Origin of the sequence: Synechococcus sp. UW179A (genome assembly GCF_900473965.1) — a bacterium.
Lineage (GTDB): Bacteria > Cyanobacteriota > Cyanobacteriia > PCC-6307 > Cyanobiaceae > Synechococcus_C.
Map to the genome: position 1 here is coordinate 1 of NZ_UCNJ01000020.1, position 13,493 is coordinate 13,493.

The window sequence follows — 13,493 nt, forward strand, 5'->3', positions numbered from 1 at the left end:
CGACGTTCAACGTACTAGGTGATACGTATGTGAATCCATTTGCCGTATCAGCAGATCCTGAGATCAATGGTTCCATTGATTCAGTGCTTGAGCAGTCTCATGACTCTTTAGATCTTGATCCTTCGTCTATCGAACCTCAAGATTTCTCGAGCGAAGTTATTGATGAACAAGTGCCAAGTGAAGGTATCGAGAAGTCAGTTCCCAAATCACTTGCTGGGCTCGATTCGGGTGAAACGCTGCTGCTTATCGGGCAAACCTTTCAGCAAGAATATCAAGACTTTATTACTGGTGTCGGCTTGACTCCAGCAGGCTCGTCCCATTATGCAACTTTTTATCTGGGTCAGGTTGAGCAGGGAGATGATTCCCCAAACTTGCAGTTCCTTGACTATGTTTCTGACAATAATCTGGGTGATTATGCATTAGTTGCTCTTAGCTTTAAGGACAACACAATGGCGGGTGGCTATGGGCAAATGATTGATGATAAGCAGCCAGACTTTAATCCTAATGCTGTTTATGATGCACTCGTTGATGTTGTGTCTGGTGACTGGGACGCTCAGATTGATCAGTTTGCGCAGAGTATGGCTGATCGTCCTGAAACACAATTTTTGCTACGTGTAGGCTATGAGGTTAGCCTTTTGTTATTTGGTTATCAGGGTGATGGCTACGTTGTTGACTGGATTAATCAGCAGGCCTCTTCGGGTGTGAATGTTTTTGATGACCCAAGTCAGATTGAAGATCTCAATACTGACGCCTATATCAATGCATATAACTATGTTGCTCAAAGAATTGGCGAAAGAGCGTCTAATGTAGAGTTTGGGTATCACCCTGTTAGGGGGTTCAACGATACCCAATTCTTGTATCCCGGAGTTGATAATGTTGATTGGGTAGGTTTTTCTGTCTTTAATAACGATGTAGGTATGGAGGTCAATGGAGTCTTTAATTCAGTTGAATCAACCATCGATTCAAATCTCGATCAAAGCATACAATTTGCTCAATCAAAGGGTCACGATATTGTGATTGCTGAGGCTGCAGCTCAATTTCCAGCCACAAGTGATCCTCGACAATTCATTGAGTATTTATCAAGGCTTGATGGTTTGATTGAAAGCTATGACGTTCGCGCTCTAGCGTATATTAATTCGGATTGGCCGTCCAAAGGATGGGGGCCAGAGTGGGGAGACTCTCGTGTCGAGGTGGATGACGATGTCAGGGAGTATTTTCTGTCAACTTTCGGAGAAGATTCTCGCTATCTTTATTCGAGTAACTCAGGTGCAGAACAAGATGATCAACACTTGTCGATGTCTTTGGGTTTCGATGTGCAGCCTTTGTCAGGGCTTGAGTAGCTAGGTTTGCGGAAATCCCAATAGCTATGCGCCGTGATCAGTTGCTGCTGATTTGCTGGGTAAAATATATCTGGAAGTTGTTGATGAGATCTTTTTTTAAAGCTTGTTGAAATTAATCTGAGGTTTGCTAGCAGATACCTTCTTTGGCATGGTCATCGGGAGAGCGCATTTTTCTTTGTTGTGTGTTGCTTGACGTTCTGAATGGCTGACACGGCGCGACCTCTGTCTCAATCGTGGCTAACAAGAAACATGACGATGTCTCAATACAGCCCCACCGCTTATTCCTATCAGCGATGAGTGATGCTCCAAAAGGATCGTCTGGTGGAAGACCCGCACATGATGCGGCCCAGCGCCATCTCAAGGCCTGCCATCTGCGCGCCAAGCGCGCCCGGCAGGGTTGGCGGCCTTGGATGTTGTTCGGCATCGCATCACTTTTCTACTTCTACGAATTCTTTGCAAGGGTTGCTCCCGGAGTGCTGCACTCGGAGCTGACAAAGGTTTCCGGCGCCAGTGAAGGTGTGTTCGGTTTCTCCATGAGTCTGTATTTTCTGGCCTATGCGCCTGCGCAGCTTCTCGTTGGCCGTCTGCTGGATCGCCATGGTGTTCGAGCTGTTGCGGCCCCGGCATCGCTGCTCGTTGCACTCGGATGCCTGCTTTTCGCCACATCAGACAACATCATCCTGATGGGTCTGGGACGGTTTCTACAGGGGCTTGGCAGTTCCGTGGCCTATCTGGGTGTGATCTATCTCTCCCTAATCTGGCTACCGCCTCAGCGTCACGGCATGATTCCCGGAATGGTTACCGGCATCGGCACGCTGGGGGCGGCGACAGCGCAGTTTCCCCTGCTGTTGATTTCAGATCACTTCGGGTGGAGGGTGCCGCTGTTGATCTGCACGGCGGCTGGAGTGATTATCGCTTGGCTGATCTGGAGCTTTCTTCCGAAACGACCGAACTGGTTTATGGAGCTGATGCGAGAGGATGGCTTTGATCCGGACAGTCCCGAGCCGATGGGATTTCAGATCAACAGAATTCTGCACAAACGCAGCCTCTGGATTCTTTCGCTTGCTGCCGCAGGTATTTATCTGCCGGTTTCTGTGATCGGTGATCTCTGGGGTGTGTCCTTCTTCAGCATCGAGACTGGTCTTCCCGATAATCAAGCCAGCCTGATCACCACCCTGGTGTTCATCGGCTTCGCGATCGGCGGTGTGGTCGCTGGCCACTGGTCTGACCGTATTGGTCGCCGCAAGGTCTTGTTCACATCAGGTGCCGTCAGTGCAGCCTGCTTTGCCTTACTGCTCTGTTTCTCAAGCCGTCTTCCGGTCAGCCTTGTGGCTGTGTTGGTGGCCGCTCTGGGACTCACCTCTGGCTGTCAGGTGCTGGCCTTTGTGATGGTTGCCGACACAGCAAAGCGGCATACGCGAGCGATCACGCTTGCCTTCGTCAATTTTATCGTGATGTTTTTCCCGGTGATTGTGCAGCCGGCCGTGGGTCTGTTTTCCCAATGGGGGCTGCCGGCGGGAACACGACCCTCATCCCTGCAGGAGCTGCAGGGATATGCCGTTGTGGTGGTAGGGATGCTGGCCGCGGCAGGCCTGAGTCTTCTTGTGCAAGACACCAAGCCGCGAGATGAGGAAGGCATTCTGTTGAGTCATTGAAAACAGGCAGGTCCCAGCAGTGAAGGAGACGCCATCAACTGTTGATGTGCTCGTTGTCGGCGGTAATGGGCGCGTCGGAGCTTCAACAGTGCGCTGGCTCAACCGGCTCTCCCGCCGTTACGCAGAAAGTACTCCTTTCAGGCTTGCCATCGGCGGTCGCAGCAGGGCCAATTTTGAGGTTGTTCGCAATCGACTCGATCTCCCGGAGCTCGTCTTCAGGCCAGTGGATCTCGAGGCTGGTTTTGAGGCGCTTGTCGCCGTCGTTCGTGGGGTCAAGTTGGTTGTGCATACGGCGGGACCGTTCCAGGGGCGAACGCAACCTGATCTGCTGCGGGCCTGCATCGATGCAGGGGTTCCGTATTGCGATGTCTGTGATGAGTTCAGCCTCAGTCGACATGCCAAGGACCTCTTTGGAGATGCTGTGGCGGCAGGGATTCCTGCCGTGGTGTCTTGCGGAATCTGGCCTGGAGTCAGTGCACTGATGGCGGCTGAGGCGGTGCAAAAGCTTGGCGGCCCGGAGAAGTGTGAACGCGTGGAGTTCAGCTTCTTCACGGCTGGAACCGGTGGGGCTGGGCCCACCATCGTGAGTGCCACCTTTCTGCTTTTGGCCAGCAGGGTGTTGACCTATGTGGATGACAGGCTCACGTTCAAGGAGCCATGGACCGAGCGTCGCGTTGTTGACTTCGGTGCAGGCGTGGGCAGCCATGCCTGCTTTTTGCTCGACAATCCCGATGTGCCAACCACCGTTGAAGCATTGGCCGTAGCCAACTGCGCTTCGCGTTTTGGCACTGCACCGGGGATCTGGAACAGTCTTTTCGCTGCCATGAAACTGCTTCCGAGCGATGTGCTCGTCAATCGCGCTGCGATGCAGGGTCTGGCTCTGTTTTCGATGCCGATCATCCGGGTGGTCGACAAGCTTGTCGGAGCCACCAATGCCATGCGTGTTGATGCGGTCAGCAACGGTGATTGCGATTCAGGTCTGCCCGCCAAGGTCACGTTGCGTTGCGTGCATGCGGATCTCGAAGATTGCGTCGGTCAGGCCACAGCAGCATTCGCGATCGAGATGCTGCGCGGATGCCCAGGCCTCTCTGCTGCTGAGCAGACCATTCCTGCAGGCGTCTGGTATCCGGCCGAGCTGCAGGCGAAGGCACGCAGCAACATCCTCCAGGTGGCCAGTGAGAAGGCTCTGCTCTGGGAGATCTGAGCGGTCAGTTCCACGGTTGCGGTCAGCAGTTCCTCGAGATGCGGTATTGGCATGCCGCGAAGGTCCCCGCCACTGCAGTAGCAGCCGAGATCACCGAAGCCGTTGTTGTCGGCGAGCATCAAAACAATGTTTGGCAGGTCATTGTCGGCCTTCCAGGAAAGGTTCCCAACGGCGCCTTTCATGTTCAGAGCGAGAGGCGTTTGTTGTTCCGATAGCTCGTTTCATTGTTTCGCTTCTCACAGCGAAGCTCATCTCACACAGTTGGGACCAAGGCTCCTGAATCAAACCAGCGCGAAGCAGTTGGCGCCGTGTGGCGCCTAGCTTTAACAACCTTTGACCTCAGTCCAATGATTCCGGGTCAGGCCCCGATGCTGCGTGATCGCAGGCCTGAGGTGATGGATCAGCCTGGTCTGGATCCCGCCGAACATGACCGGGCACTTCGTGGTCTGCGCAGAATCAATGCAGTCAGTCGCTGTGTTCCTGGACTGTTTCGCCATCTGGAGGCGCTGGCGCTTGAGTCTCCTGCAGAGCCTCTGAGTGTGCTTGAACTGGCCTGTGGAGGGGCCGATACAGCCATCGAGCTGGCCGCAATGGCTCAACGACGACAGCTGAACTGGTCGATCCAGGCCTGCGATCTGAATCCAGAAGCGATTCGCATCGCCCGTCGCAACGTCGCCAGGCACAACAGCAGTGTTGGTCTGTTCGTTGCTGATGCGCTGGCCCCTCCTGAGTCAGAACCATTTGATGTCGTTTACTGCACCCTTTTCGTTCACCACCTTGACCCTGCCGATGTGGTGCGACTGCTGGCCGTGATGGCTGCCCGTGCACGTCGTCTTGTGCTGGTGGATGATCTGATCCGCAGTCGCCTGGGGTACGCGCTGGCCTGGGCTGGTACTCGCTTGCTGAGCCGATCCTGGGTAGTCCATTACGACGGTCCGCTGTCGGTTCAGGCGGCATTCACGCCCTCGGAAATTCTCGAGCTCGCTGCCCAGGCCGGATTGCACAATCCCTTGTTGGAACGCAACTGGCCTGAGCGATACCGGCTTTGCTGGAGACCCAACTGAAATGCAAAAGAGCTGGGATGTTGTTGTGATCGGCGCGGGAGTCGCTGGTGGGCTGGCCGCCTATGACTGCGCGCGTCGAGGTCTGACAGTTCTGCTCGTTGAGAAGCGTTCTTTCCCGCGTTGGAAGGTTTGCGGTTGTTGCTTCAACGCCAATGCCTTGGCTGCCTTAACTGCGGTTGGGCTGCCGGACCTCATCGGTGATCAGGGAGGTGTGCCTCTCGATCAAGTGCGTCTTGGCTGGAACGGCAGCTCGCTCAATCTGGCTTTGCCCGGTGGCTGGGCCCTTTCTCGGGAGCGTTTTGACCAGGCTTTGGTCCATGCGGCTGAGGCCGCAGGAGCCACGCTGAGGTTCCAGACCAGTGCCGTTCTTGAGCAGACTTCCGCCAGTGAGCGAGTGGTGCGACTGCGTCCTTCCGGCGGTGCGCCAGCCGAGCGGGTTCGGGCCCGTGTTGTTCTGGTCGCGGCCGGTTTGCAGCATCAGGTCTTGGCGTCGAGCGATCATTCGAGGCTCCGGATCGCCGAGAGATCAAGGGTCGGAGCCGGTTGTTTCATCAACGACGACGATGATGTTTACGCATCCGGTGTGATCCACATGGCTATCGGCCGGCATGGATACGTTGGCCTGGTGAGACGTGAGGATGGAGCGCTCAACCTGGCAGCTGCTTTCGATCCCGCTGCCCTCAGGTCTGCAGGTGGAGCGGCTTGTGCGGCAGATCTGGTTCTACGTCGGGCCGGTTTCGCTGTTCCGCGAGCGCTGGAGATATCACGCTGGCAGTTGACCCCAGAGCTCACACGCCGAGCTGATGTGTTTGCCGGTGAGCGCTTTTTGCTGCTGGGCGATTCCTCCGGTTATGTGGAACCCTTCACCGGTGAAGGCATGGCCTGGGCTCTCGCTGCCGGAGCGGCGGTGGCTCCTTTTGTGGAGGAGGCCCAGGGAGCATGGAGCGGTGCTCTTGAGCGGCGTTGGCAACAGAGATTGGAGGAGCTGACGGTGAGTCGTCAGCGTCTTTGTCGACTGTTGTCGACATTGTTGCGTCAACCGCTTGCCACCGCTGCCGTATTCAGGTTGGGATGCCACTGGCCAGAAATACCTGAGCGTGTCATCAGCGCTCTCAATCGGGATGTTCCCCATACGGCTTGCTCTGATCCATGCCTCTGACACTCCATGGCATCGGTACTGCAGTGCCCACTCAGAGGCTGAGTCAAGCGGAAGCTGTGGAGGTGGCGCATCGGATCAATGCCGAAAGTCCCGATCAGGCCAAGCTGATGGCCCGGATCTATCAGAAAACCAAGGTGCTCAACCGTGGAAGTGTGCTGCTCGGCAATGATGCAGACCATGCCACCAGCCAGAAACGTCTCAGTTTTTACGGACCCGATAGTCCTGGCACCGCAGAGCGGATGCAAGCCTTCGACGATCATGCCGGCTGGCTTGCCCTGGAGGCCGTCCGTGAGGCGTTAGATGATTCCGGCTTGCCGCCATCAACGATTACTCATCTTGTGACGGTGAGCTGCACTGGCTTTCAATCCCCTGGGGTCGATCTGTTCTTGATGGACAAACTTGGTTTGTCCGCTGCGGTGCAGCGAACCCATATCGGATTCATGGGCTGTCATGGAGCGCTCAATGGCCTACGAGTCGCCCATGCTTACGCCGAGATGGATCCCAACGCCGTGGTTCTGCTCTGCGCCGTGGAGCTTTGCAGCCTGCATATGTCGTATGGCTGGCATCCCGAACAAGTGGTGGCCAATGCGTTGTTCGCCGATGGAGCGGCAGCCGTTGTCGGCTCAGCTGGTCCGCCATCCTCTGATCGGAACCTTGTGTTGCAGAGCAGCGGTTCGATGGTGATTCCCGATAGTGCTGATCTCATGCACTGGGAGATTGGTGATCACGGCTTTTCCATGGGATTGTCGCCGTTAGTGCCCGAAACGGTGGGGTCAGTACTGCAGCCCTGGTTGCAGGATTGGCTGCAGAATCGGGCCGTTGATCTCTCGGAGATACGCAGCTGGGCCGTGCACCCAGGTGGTCCGAGAATTCTCTCGACCTGTGCTGAAGCGTTGGCACTCGACACAAAGCTTCTGGAGGAATCCAGAGTCGTTCTCCAGGACCATGGCAACATGTCGTCGGCGACGATCCTGTTCATCCTTGAACGCTTGCGTCAGCGATCGGTTGCTGGCCCTTGTCTTGCGCTGGCTTTTGGCCCGGGGCTGAGTGCAGAGGTGGCACTTCTCGATCTTCACCATGCTGCGTAAATGTCTTCAGCGCCTGATCCGTCGGAGGGTCAAGGCCCTGTTGTGTTCCACGGAAAGCCTGGAACAGTGGAGAACACCATCAGCAAAAGCCCCTGCGCAACAAGAATGGTGCTGCAACCGACCAACGTCCAACGCTGGGACGCTGTGGACAACCAGTTGGAGTACAGGCGACTCAGCCATGGCACCAGCAGGTAGCCAGTGAGCAACACGGTGATCAGGTTGCTGATCACCATGTTGAGGGGTAAAGGTAGTTTGCCGAGCGTTGATCCCCCGAGCCACATCAGCAACATCACAGAGGGATATAACGCCAGCCAGACAAGCAGGTTCACCTTCCAGATGGGTGTTCGCGATGTTTCTTTGGCCTGAATCCACTGGTCAAAGGAGTTTGAATCCAGGCGGAAGCGATATCGATAGCCGATCAGTTTTTCTGCTTGATTGAGCAACTCTCTTCGCTGTGAGCTGTCCAGCCAGAGCAGGCACTGCTCCAGTTGCTCAAAGCGAACATGCGTGGTGACCTTCAGTTGTGAACCAGTGCCTGAATTCTCGTAAACAACATCCTGTCCGAGGTAACCGTTAAAAGCCTGTGCAGCATGATTCATACGCTCCTGAATGTTCTGATAGTCCTCACGCTGTGAGGCTTCGATTGAGCTGTGAATCGTGTAAACAAATCGACTTTCCGTTTGCTCAGACATGTTGACTCTGGCTTTTGAGGCTCAATAGCGTGCCCCGTCGGGCAGCTCGCGAAACTCATCCCACACGTTGCAAGCCTCGCATTTGAGGATCTGTGTGAGTTTGACCTCACGCTGATCCTTCGGTCTCTGCATGTCGTGATTGATGGCTTCATCGGAAAACAGATCGTTGTAATCCGACCAGGAGGCCGCGTAGAACACGTTACGAATGCCGGCCCAGTAGGCCGTGGCGTAACACATCGGACAGCATTCACAGCTGGTGTACATCACACAGCCAGACAGATCCCATGTCCCTAGTTTCTTGCAGGCCGCTCGGATCGCGTTCACTTCAGCATGAGCGCTCGGGTCAAGATCCCTGATCACGCTGTTGCCGGCCGAGGCCACGATTTCGCCATTCTTGGCAACCACAGCACCAAAGGGGCCCCCGGATTTATTGACGACCCCGGCTTCACGCATCTGATGAATCGCTTCACGCATTAGGGCTTCATCATGTTTTGCTGCCATGGCCAGGAGGAGCACTCTGTTGAATCTTGACGATGACCATCGCCAACGACAACGAAAGGCACCAAAACGAAAAGTTTTCGGCAGCCAATCATCAAACACCAGTTTCAATCGCAGCAGCTATCAAGGCGAAGCCGATCACTGCACTGCCAGCTTGACCGTGAACGGGTTCTGATCATGGAACGGGGGATGCCCTTCTTGAATGGTGTCATTCACCTGGCTGCCATGGCTGCAATCACAGCCATGAATCACTGATGGGAAAGAAGAGTGGCAAAGTGAAGCTGGAGCTCAGGTCTTTGGCGCAAGCAACGGCACACTCCATCGGTCCTTGAACCAAAGTCATCCGGACTTGGACAACGCACTCAAAACAGCATGGTGAGTTGCAGAAGACCACTGACCGAATCATCTTCTGCGTCACGGTCACCAACAAGAGGCAGCACAGTGACTGTTGGCTGAAAATAAAGCGAATCGGCGAGGGCGATTTGTGCATATCCCTGCAACATCAGCTCATTGGGATTGAACTCAGCTTCCAAAAATGGTTCGCTTCTATTGATCTTTGCCCATGAGACACCGACACCGATGCTGTCGTTCGGACGGCTTCCCAGAGGCCCCATCGCCGTGAACCCCGCCGTGACGGACGCACCCATCTGATTGCTGATGGACGGCGACCATCCAGCACTGAGAAAACCACTGATCCCACTGCTGTCCTGCTGAGGCCGAAAACTAGACAATCGCTGATTCAGCAGGGCATACACCCCCCATGCACCCAATTCGGTGAAGCAATTCGTGGTGCTGCCGCTTTGGCAGACCACAGATTCGCCCCCCTGCGACCAGGCACCTAACCCAAAGGATCCTGGTTTGCGAGCTTTACCAGCGACCCATCCACTCCCGGCTTCAGCGATGCTGAACAGCGGACCACTGAGAGATGGGGCATCTAGACCGGTCTGGACCGATGCATCACGGAGGCCTCCGCGACCGTCGTAGACACCGGCACTGAAGTAAGCACGGCCATCCAAAACATCAGGCTGTGCAGTGATTGTCAGTCCGAGAGCTGAGTTGGTGTAGCCCGGCAACCGACCCAAGAGCGTCGGCATGGAATAGATGGGTGTGAAGGCCAAGCTGGTGAGATTGTCAACCTGATAACGCGCCACATCGGTCTTATCAGGTCGGTTGATGTTGGCGAAGGTGATGCTGGTTGACTGCTTTCCAGCAATCACACGAAGCCGTCCATCCAAGAAATCCTTGCGAATGGCGAACTCAAACAGCTCCGAACGGTTTAGCGGAGGAGACGTAGTCAGGCTATTGGCTCCCTGCATACTTCCAGTGACCTGCCCAGCACCGGTTGTGGCATTCACCTGCAGTCCCTGAATCCAGATCCAGGTGTGATCGAGACCGATGGCTTTCCCCAGATCCAAACTTGCTTCCAGCAGCAGTTGTTGAACACCATTAACGGCGTTTTGATTCGAAACGCCTCCCGACCACTGGGATGTGCCATTTCCAACCCAAACACCACCGATGCGCAGAGCGCCATCAGCAGGAAGGCCCAGCAAACGCCCCAGTTCACCGGTGCCAGGAGCTGTCTGAGAAGCAGCCGGATTACTCGTTGGTGGGGACGACTGGGCCATCACTGGTGCAACGCCTACCCAAACGCATGCGATCAAGCCGCGAATCACTGTTGAACCAAGAGCATAGACAGCGTGCACCTAGCTCATGTCGATAAAGAACTGACAGGGCCAGCACAACATCTGCAGCACAAAACGGCAAGGTTGTATGACATCTCGTACTCAAGAAGCCATCGATTGAGGACAATCAGCGCGACTGTTCATTGGACGAACCGACAAAAGCGATGATCCGATTTGTATTGGCCGCACTGGTATTCGTCTGCGTCACACTGACTCCGGTCCTTCCTGTTTGGGCCGTTTCAGCTTCCGACCTGGAGTATCAACTCAGCAGCAAGGAAGGAATCTCTCGATTGCTGCCGTCTTTTCGTGATAAGAGGGGCCACTTCAAGGTGCCTGATCCCACAAAGGATCCGCAGGCGTTTCTGACGGCTCAGCAGACATTGACAATTCTCATTGATCAGGCCGAGAGTCTTGCCTTGAATCGATTAAGCCCCAACGACCTTCAACGACGGCTGAGTGAAACGCCCACGCACCTACCTCCACAATGGAAACGCGCTGAAATCGCCATACGGACGGACGGACGGACACAAAGCTGCGCCGATGAAGACATGGACTGCTCGGCCTACGGTTCAGGGTCATTTCTTAACACCCTGGAACCAGTGGAAGGCCTCAAGCAGGCTTTTTACACAAGCGTGAATAACCAAGGGGATGCAGAAGCACTGGTCTATCTCCAGCCAACAGCAGTTGCCAGCGTGAGCCGGATTCTCTTGGCAGCCTCAAACTCGGCAGGCGTCTGGATTCCAGCGGCCTATGCCCTGGGCCCAGCAGGCGGCGACGCCTTCTTGATTGTCAACAACTGCCTTGACCTTGCCGAAGCCAACAACGGCATCCTCAAACCGGCAGCGATGCTTGTCGCTGCACTGCAGTGGGTTGAGTAGGTGAAGAGCAGCAAACTCAAACTGTTGCCATGCTTTGGAGAGCTTTCGGTTATGGCTCGACTTCATGGCTGCAACACAACGCCCAGGACAACTTGTTAGCCCAGACCCTCGCCTGATTGATCGTCTTCTCAGTGTGATGGAAGATGAGATTGTGCCTCTGACATCACGGGAAGTTGTCAAAGGTAACAAGTTGTTCGGCGCAGCGATGTTGAATAAAAAAGACCTCTCAACCATTATCGCAGGCACTAATCAAGAAACACTTAATCCATTGTTTCATGCAGAAGTTCAAACAATCAACAGCTATTATAACTTAAAAAGCGAGCAGCATGTTGCCCCCAAGGAGGTTCTTTTCTTGGCCACGCATGAACCCTGTACACTCTGCTCGTCGGCGATTACATGGGCGGGATTTGACAATTTCTACTACTTTTTTAGTCACGAAGATTCCCGTGATTCATTCCAGATCGGGCATGATCTTAATATCCTCAAAGAGGTCTTTAAGCATGATCCAGGAGAGTATGCACGCGCAAACAATTACTGGACGGGCTATAGCATCTGCGACCTAATCGATAATTGCGATAGCAGCGACAAATATTCGTTCAATCAACGCGCCACATCGCTTCGTGGAACCTACCAGAAACTCTCCAGCCAGTACCAAAAAAGCAAAGGGCAATCATGTGACCCCGCTTATATTCCTCTGAACTAATCGAGACCGCTATCACATCGAACCATCGTGAAGAGTGGCTTAGAGTCGTTTAATTAATCATGAAACAGGTCGAATTGGACGAGCCATTCAGGAGAACAATCGGAATGCAATTGTAATTGCAGGAATCATAACTCTCAGGACTCCTCAGGGATCACATGCAAGCCGGTGACGGTGCATCGAGTGTCGGCAAGATCTGATCTGGATCCCAGCGGCGTTTGATCTCTTGCAAAAGCGCAAGATCCTCGGCATAGGCCAGCTGCAATTGACGTCCGTAGCGAATTGTTCCGGGATGGCGTTCCACCAAATAGACGTGGCAACAGATTGGGGCTAAGGCATCAAAAAGGGCATCAGACCATTGCCTCACCAAAGGCCCAGCCTGCCTGTCGTCAGGATGCCAGAGACCCGAAATCACAATTGACCATTCGGCATCTCGCCCCCTGTAAGTGGAGCTGTGCATCGCTTGATCGCGCACCGCTCCACCGATGTGTTGCAAATCAATTCGACAGAGAGGATTCGGAGCTCGTTGAATCGCTTTGTTTAGAGAGCAGGCTAGTGATTCCGTCTGGCCAGATTTCACGCTGATGGCATGAATCCAGGAACGAAGTCGCCGTCGCCGATTGGTATCTGCTGCCGGCTCGACCGGAAAGGTTCCGTCATGCAGGGGCATGTTGAAATCCGGTAAGTCCTCCAGGCCCATCACGCGATCCCACCAGACACCCAAGGAATCTGCTTCGGGTGGGGAATCGTCGCTATCTCTTGCGACGTTGACGACGTAGCTCAGCACAGCAGGCTCTTTGCTTTCGGGAGGGGTCCCCAACACAAATGAGCACGACCTGGATCGAGGCATGACTTCCGCCTCCTGCAGATAGCTTTGCAATCCCTCAAGAGCATGCAGGGAACGCATCACATCCAACGATTGTCGTGCGTGGGTCCGAAGCGTGGCCTCCGTGATCACAGCGAGAAAGGGCGCAGCTCCCCGCAGCAACCTCCAGGACGTAGGGTCCTGCGCTTCCCCCTGCAAGACAAACGGCGTGCCATCGGCGCGAACACCCCGCAACGCCACGATGCTGTCGAGGGTGAGACCGAGACTTCGGCTGAGATGGCCGATGCCGCCCATCAAGAGCAGACCAAAGCCGGGCGTTGCATGAGTGCCCACAGGGAGCATGCATTGATGGGGTGACAAATCCCGAAGCAGTGCTCCCATACCCACGCCTCCCTGCACCCGCACCTGATCTTCCTCAAGCTCAATGGCTGTGAAGTGCGCAGAAAGATCCAGCACCAGTGCTCCATCGGCCGCACAGAAGCGGCTATGGCCTCCGCTGCGTACCATCAGGGGCACACCGGCTTGGCGTGCCTGCAGAACAGCAGCAACCACATCCTGTTCGCAGCGAGGCCGAAGAATCATCAGCGGATCCGAAGCCGCAGCGTCACCGTTAAACAAGTCAGCGAGTGCTTGCTCATAGTCAGCATGCCCTGGATGCAAAGCCATTGACGTCTTCTAAAACGGAGGCGAGTGCTGAAGCCGTTCGT

General features: G+C 54.9%; 14 protein-coding genes. 10 read left to right on the top strand and 4 right to left on the bottom strand.

Features of this window, described 5'->3' with window-relative positions:
* The 7 genes from DXY31_RS10465 to DXY31_RS10490 form a co-directional block, all read left to right on the top strand.
* The coding region (locus DXY31_RS10465; RefSeq protein ID WP_170953665.1) for a hypothetical protein at positions 1-1,340 on the top strand (1,340 nt) is incomplete at its 5' end.
* Positions 1,341-1,633: 293 nt separating this feature from the next.
* Entirely contained in the window at positions 1,634-2,995 is a 1,362-nt protein-coding gene (locus tag DXY31_RS10470; RefSeq protein WP_244279697.1) for an MFS transporter, read from the top strand.
* Positions 2,996-3,014: 19 nt separating this feature from the next.
* The gene (locus DXY31_RS10475; protein ID WP_170953666.1) at positions 3,015-4,199 is read left to right on the top strand and encodes a saccharopine dehydrogenase NADP-binding domain-containing protein; all 1,185 of its coding nucleotides are present in this window, start codon (positions 3,015-3,017) and stop codon (positions 4,197-4,199) included.
* A gap of 38 nt (positions 4,200-4,237) precedes the next feature.
* Positions 4,238-4,414, top strand: a complete 177-nt coding sequence (locus tag DXY31_RS17035; RefSeq protein WP_170953667.1) for a hypothetical protein — start codon at positions 4,238-4,240, stop codon at positions 4,412-4,414.
* A 132-nt stretch (positions 4,415-4,546) separates the two neighbouring features.
* Complete coding sequence (locus DXY31_RS10480; RefSeq protein WP_114993729.1) at positions 4,547-5,263, top strand: class I SAM-dependent methyltransferase; 717 nt, start codon at positions 4,547-4,549, stop codon at positions 5,261-5,263.
* Position 5,264: 1 nt separating this feature from the next.
* Positions 5,265-6,422, top strand: coding sequence for an NAD(P)/FAD-dependent oxidoreductase (locus DXY31_RS10485; RefSeq protein WP_114993730.1), 1,158 nt, complete (start codon positions 5,265-5,267; stop codon positions 6,420-6,422).
* Positions 6,413-7,510, top strand: a complete 1,098-nt coding sequence (locus DXY31_RS10490) for a type III polyketide synthase (RefSeq protein WP_114993731.1) — start codon at positions 6,413-6,415, stop codon at positions 7,508-7,510. The genes DXY31_RS10485 and DXY31_RS10490 overlap by 10 nt, the downstream gene beginning before the upstream one ends.
* A gap of 29 nt (positions 7,511-7,539) precedes the next feature.
* Here the strand turns inward: DXY31_RS10490 and DXY31_RS10495 are convergent, their stop codons facing one another.
* Positions 7,540-8,202: a hypothetical protein gene (locus tag DXY31_RS10495; protein WP_114993732.1), complete on the bottom strand. Its 663-nt coding sequence runs from the start codon at positions 8,200-8,202 to the stop codon at positions 7,540-7,542.
* 21 nt (positions 8,203-8,223) lie between these two features.
* Entirely contained in the window at positions 8,224-8,703 is a 480-nt protein-coding gene (locus tag DXY31_RS10500) for a nucleoside deaminase (protein WP_114993733.1), read from the bottom strand.
* Between the two features lie 32 nt (positions 8,704-8,735).
* Between DXY31_RS10500 and DXY31_RS17715 the strand changes: the two genes are divergently transcribed.
* Positions 8,736-8,858 (top strand): hypothetical protein, encoded by a 123-nt coding sequence (locus DXY31_RS17715; RefSeq protein ID WP_256359627.1) that lies wholly within the window; start codon positions 8,736-8,738, stop codon positions 8,856-8,858.
* Between the two features lie 204 nt (positions 8,859-9,062).
* On the opposite strand, the gene DXY31_RS10505 is transcribed toward DXY31_RS17715, so the two are convergent.
* A complete protein-coding gene (locus DXY31_RS10505; protein ID WP_244279699.1) occupies positions 9,063-10,403 on the bottom strand; it encodes a carbohydrate porin in 1,341 nt (446 codons plus the stop codon).
* Positions 10,404-10,525: 122 nt separating this feature from the next.
* On the opposite strand from DXY31_RS10505, the gene DXY31_RS10510 reads away from it, so the two are divergent.
* Positions 10,526-11,260 (top strand): hypothetical protein, encoded by a 735-nt coding sequence (locus tag DXY31_RS10510; protein ID WP_244279700.1) that lies wholly within the window; start codon positions 10,526-10,528, stop codon positions 11,258-11,260.
* Between the two features lie 64 nt (positions 11,261-11,324).
* Positions 11,325-11,963 carry a nucleoside deaminase gene (locus DXY31_RS10515; protein ID WP_114993765.1) on the top strand — a complete coding sequence of 213 codons (639 nt, stop codon included), beginning with the start codon at positions 11,325-11,327 and terminating at the stop codon, positions 11,961-11,963.
* A gap of 151 nt (positions 11,964-12,114) precedes the next feature.
* Here DXY31_RS10515 and DXY31_RS10520 read toward each other — a convergent pair whose 3' ends face one another.
* The gene (locus tag DXY31_RS10520) at positions 12,115-13,452 is read right to left on the bottom strand and encodes an FAD-binding oxidoreductase (protein WP_114993735.1); all 1,338 of its coding nucleotides are present in this window, start codon (positions 13,450-13,452) and stop codon (positions 12,115-12,117) included.
* Positions 13,453-13,493 lie beyond the last annotated feature (41 nt).